This window comes from Mycobacterium sp. TH-M25, from assembly GCF_057473665.1.
The window spans coordinates 1-4,214 of the sequence record NZ_JBYCLA010000561.1 but is presented as its reverse complement, the minus strand read 5'-3'; the positions used below and the strand labels follow the sequence as shown (position 1 = coordinate 4,214).

The 4,214-nt window shown below is 63.9% G+C and carries 5 protein-coding genes and 2 pseudogenes; 5 read left to right on the top strand and 2 right to left on the bottom strand.

Annotation, left to right across the window (positions count from 1 at the left end; all coding sequences use genetic code 11):
- Nucleotides 1–20: 20 nt before the first annotated feature.
- The 5 genes and pseudogenes from AC2VOU_RS18700 to AC2VOU_RS18680 form a co-directional block, all read left to right on the top strand.
- A pseudogene (locus tag AC2VOU_RS18700) lies at nt 21–992 on the top strand (nickel-dependent hydrogenase large subunit); the annotation flags it as partial.
- 76 nt (nt 993–1,068) lie between these two features.
- Nucleotides 1,069–1,629, top strand: coding sequence for a nickel-dependent hydrogenase large subunit (locus AC2VOU_RS18695; RefSeq protein WP_486958707.1), 561 nt, complete (start codon nt 1,069–1,071; stop codon nt 1,627–1,629).
- Nucleotides 1,629–2,279, top strand: a pseudogene (locus AC2VOU_RS18690) (cytochrome b/b6 domain-containing protein); the annotation flags it as partial. The gene AC2VOU_RS18695 and the pseudogene AC2VOU_RS18690, both read left to right, overlap by 1 nt.
- A gap of 37 nt (nt 2,280–2,316) precedes the next feature.
- Complete coding sequence (locus tag AC2VOU_RS18685; RefSeq protein ID WP_486958706.1) at nt 2,317–2,874, top strand: hydrogenase maturation protease; 558 nt, start codon at nt 2,317–2,319, stop codon at nt 2,872–2,874.
- Entirely contained in the window at nt 2,871–3,602 is a 732-nt protein-coding gene (locus AC2VOU_RS18680; RefSeq protein ID WP_486958705.1) for a hypothetical protein, read from the top strand. The genes AC2VOU_RS18685 and AC2VOU_RS18680 overlap by 4 nt, the downstream gene beginning before the upstream one ends.
- Here the strand turns inward: AC2VOU_RS18680 and AC2VOU_RS18675 are convergent.
- Together AC2VOU_RS18675 and AC2VOU_RS18670 are read right to left on the bottom strand one after the other, a co-directional pair.
- Nucleotides 3,595–4,065, bottom strand: a complete 471-nt coding sequence (locus tag AC2VOU_RS18675) for a DsrE/DsrF/DrsH-like family protein (protein WP_486958704.1) — start codon at nt 4,063–4,065, stop codon at nt 3,595–3,597. The two genes, AC2VOU_RS18680 and AC2VOU_RS18675, sit on opposite strands and share 8 nt — an antisense overlap.
- A gap of 17 nt (nt 4,066–4,082) precedes the next feature.
- The gene (locus AC2VOU_RS18670; protein WP_486958708.1) at nt 4,083–4,205 is read right to left on the bottom strand and encodes a TusE/DsrC/DsvC family sulfur relay protein; all 123 of its coding nucleotides are present in this window, start codon (nt 4,203–4,205) and stop codon (nt 4,083–4,085) included.
- Between the last annotated feature and the right edge of the window lie 9 nt (nt 4,206–4,214).

Below are 4,214 nucleotides of genomic sequence, written 5' to 3'. Positions count from 1 at the left end.
ACGCCTACTCCGCCGGAACCATGTTCCGCGGCGTCGAGATTATCCTAAATGGACGCGACCCGCGCGACGCCGGTCTGCTCACCCAGCGGATCTGCGGGGTATGCACCGGCGTGCACTACCAGGCCAGCATTCGCGCGGTGGAGAACGCGTTCGGTGTGACCATACCGAAGAACGCGCGCTTGGTACGTAACCTGTTGCAGGGCAGCATCCTTCTGCGCGACCACGTTGTGCACTTCTACCAACTGCACGCCCTCGACTGGGTCGACCTGCTATCCGCGCTGCAGGCGGACCCGAAGAAGGCGGCCGCGGTAGCCAGGGAATACTCCGATGACCCGTGGAATTCCGGTGAGTCGCAGTATCGGGCGGTGCAAGCCAAGCTCACCAACTTCGGCAAGCATGGCAGCCTGGGTATCTTCGGCAACGCATACTGGGGCAACCCGGCGTACCGGTTGTCGCCCGAGCAGAACTTGGTCGCCGTCTCGCATTACCTGGATGCCCTTACCGTGCAACGTAACGTGGGGAAGATGACGGCGATCTTCGGCGCGAAGGACCCGCACTCGCAATCGACCGTGGTCGGCGGGGTCACCTGTGTCCAGGACATCGAGAACCCGGAACGCCTTGGGCTGTTCGGCTCACTGCTGGACGAGACTTCCCGGTTCATCGAGACGGCCTATAAGCCGGACGTATTGATGGTGGGCAAGGCATATGCGCAGGAGGCGGCAGCGGGGGTCGGCGCCGGGCTGCGCTCTTACCTCGCCTACGGCGGCTATGAACTGGACGACACACCGCTGTACGGGGCGAAGACGTTGTTCCCCAAGGGAATCGTGCTCGACGGTGACCTGTCGAAAGTGCATCCGTTCGATGAGGCCAAGGTCGCTGAAGACGTGACGCACTCCTGGTATCAGGGCAACGCGACGCTGCATCCCTACCAGGGCGTCACCGAGCCCCACTACACCGGCCTGAACCGGGGCGACGGCGTCGCCTACCTGAAAACGACCGAGAAGTACAGCTGGATAAAGGCCCCCCATCTACGACGACAACCGGGTAGAGGTGGGGCCGCTGGCCCGGATGATCGTCGGCTACGCATCCGGCGACATCAACATCCGCAACCACGTGGATGCCGTGCTGGCGGCCGCCGGCTTACCGATCGGCGTGCTGTTCTCCACGGTGGGCAGGACGGCGGCCCGGATGATCGAGACGCGGATCGTCGCCGAGGCGATGAAGGGCTGGATCACCGAGCTACAGCAGAACGTCGCGACCGGCGACGTGCAGACGTGGACTTCGTTTGACTTCCGGAAAGTTTCGAAGGACGCCCAGGGCTACGGCCTGACGGAGGCAAACCGCGGATCGCTGGGCCACTGGGTCCGGATCAAGAACGGGAAGATCGTCAACTACCAGGCGGTGGTCCCCACCACCTGGAATGCATCACCGCGCGACGGCAAGGGCCGGGTAGGCGCCTACGAATCGGCACTCAAGGGGGTTCGGCTCGCCAAGCCGGACCAGCCGCTGGAGATCCTGCGGACCGTGCACAGCTTCGATCCGTGCCTGGCTTGCGCGGTGCACGTGGTCGACGCGCGCGGGCGGGAGATCGGTTCATACCAGCTGCAGCCGTCCGGAGGAGGTTGGTGATGTCTGTGCTGTCTGATACCCGGCCGCCGGTACGCCGCCGGGTCAACCGGATGGGCATTTGGCGGCGGACCATCCACTTCACTAATGCGCTGTCGATCGTGGCGGCTGCGGTGACGGGGATCTACATCGCCGACCCCTTCTACTCCGCGAACTACCCCTACGTCATGGCGTGGAACCGCACCATCCACCTGACGGCCGCGATAGTGCTGGACGTGAGCGTGATCGTCATCGCCTACCTGTACTTATTCAGCCGCGAGGATCCCGTTGTGCGCCAGGAATTGCGCCCGACCCGATCGAACCTGCGGCGGCTGCAGGAGGCGTTCCTCAACGTGCTCATGCTGAACCGGCGCAAGCGGTTCGACTCCAGCCGCCCCGACCCGTTCAATGCCCTGCTGTTCGTCGGGTTGCACGTAATGGTCGTCTTCCAGCTGCTCACCGGTCTTCAGCTTTACGTCGCCGGTCTGGAGAGCGGCATCAGCCCGGTCGGCGGCTGGTGGCCCTGGGTCATGCACGTCTTCACCGACTGGACCCTGCCCGTGTTTGGCGGCCTTGGTGGCGTCCGGATAGCCCATCACGTCATGATGTACCCAATCCTCGCCTGGGCGATATTGCACATCTACTACGAGGTGTGGCGAACCGTCATGTGGAAGGAGAGCGACATCGCCATCTGTTTCGGAGGATACAAGTATGCAAGCCCCGCCTACGCCGAACCGGAGTGGTGTCGCTGTTGTAGGGATGGGCAACATTCTCTACCGCGACGAAGGCGTCGGCATTTATGCCGTCCACCATCTACGTGCCGCCTACCGGTTCCGGCCAGCGATCGAGCTGGTGGACGGTGCGATGCTTGGCTTCGCGTTGATGGACTACTTCCACGCGGGCACCCGGCTGCTCGTACTGGACACGCTGCTCACCGACGATGAACCCGGCGCCGTCTACCGGCTCCCTGCCGAGGAATTGCTGCGGCTGGGGCCGGACACTCAGCCCATGGCTCACGAAGTGGATCCGGTGCAGCAGCTCAAGCTCGCCACAGCGCTCGGCGATCCGCTCGATCTCGCACTCGTCGGAATGGTCCCTGCAGACATGAGCGGACTCGCGGTGGGTCTCAGCCCGCAACTGCGTGCCGCATTCCCCGCGTTCATCGACGCCGTGCTCGCCGAGCTGCGGCAGCGGGGTATCCACGCCGACCGCATCCGGTCCGTGCCGTTGGACGAAGTCGCCGTCGGGTTGGTCGAAGGCGCCCGATGACGCCGACCACCGAACCGGACCAGGAGGGCGAGGTCAGCGAACTCCTCCAGTGCCACGACAAAGCCGGCGCGACCGCCGCGGTGGCCTACCTTTCCGTGCTGGGCACGAACAGCGGCATCGGCCTACGTGAGCTCGACGGCCAATTCACATCGGTCATCGAATTCCTCCCGCTGCCGATGCGCGGCGCCGACCTGCTGGATGAGATTGGCCGCATCGATGAGAACGCACCCCGCCTGGTGGCTAACTACCAGAAGGCGTTCCCGGAGGCGACCGAACGGCTGATCGCGTTCGGCGCCGATCTGGATGACCTCGAGAGTCCGGCACTGGGCTGGCTCTTTCTCGCCTGCGGCCTCGTCCTGTCCCTCGATGACGGCGACCTCGCCGCAGCCCGCCGCACCCGCGGCGGACTCAAGGTGGACACCATCGTGATAGAGCAGGATGGACCCTATCTCTTCGATGGACGTCGCCTGCTGCGCAGCCTGATGAGCTACCGGATCGCCGATGCGCCCACACTTCTGCTTGCCCGCTCGGTCTTCGAGTCGGGTGGCGTCTTCGTCGCCGATGCGATCGCGCGACTGCTCACCGTCCAGCCCGCCGACGTCGTCGTGTGCGCCGGCAACTTGCTGGCCGAAAACCCGATCCTGCGCGCCCGTGCCCGAAGCGGGCTGGTGCAATCGCGTTTACCGGTGTTGTTCCCGGAGGCCTCGACGTCGCCCGCAGTCAGGTGAAGATGATCTGACCGCCGGTTGCCAATTGGTAGAAGTCGCCAACGGTGATGATCTGGTCCTTTACCTGGTCGATGAAGTCTTCCGGGCCGAAACCGAACAGGTCCACCGACGCCTTGCATCCATACAGGCCGGCTCCGGTATCGGCGATCATCTCGATGAATTCGGGCACCGATGGGATGTCCAGCTTGGCCATCCGGTCTGTCATCTGGCGCGTCATGAACCAGGACATCCCGGGAAGTCCACCGATCCAGGTGGGGACGTGCAGGCCCGGGTTGCCGACGGAGGCGACCTTGATACCTTTCTGCCGGTTCTTGTGGATGGCGTCCAGGCCGAAAAATGTGAAGAACACGTTCGCGTCCATACCTTCGGCCCGGGCACCGTTCGCCATGATCAGACCCGGGTAGATGCCCTCCAGGGAACCCTGGGAAATGATGATGGAGACTTTTTCGATGGGGTCGTCCATGAGATGCACCATTCTCCTTAGATGCAGCCAATCGGCTTAGGAATACCGGCGATTCGCGCGGCCAGTTTCGCGGGCCCCTTCGGAAACAACTGGTAAAGGTCCTTGATGCTGACGCCGGAGGTTTTGCTCAGCGCGCGCACCGACGGTCC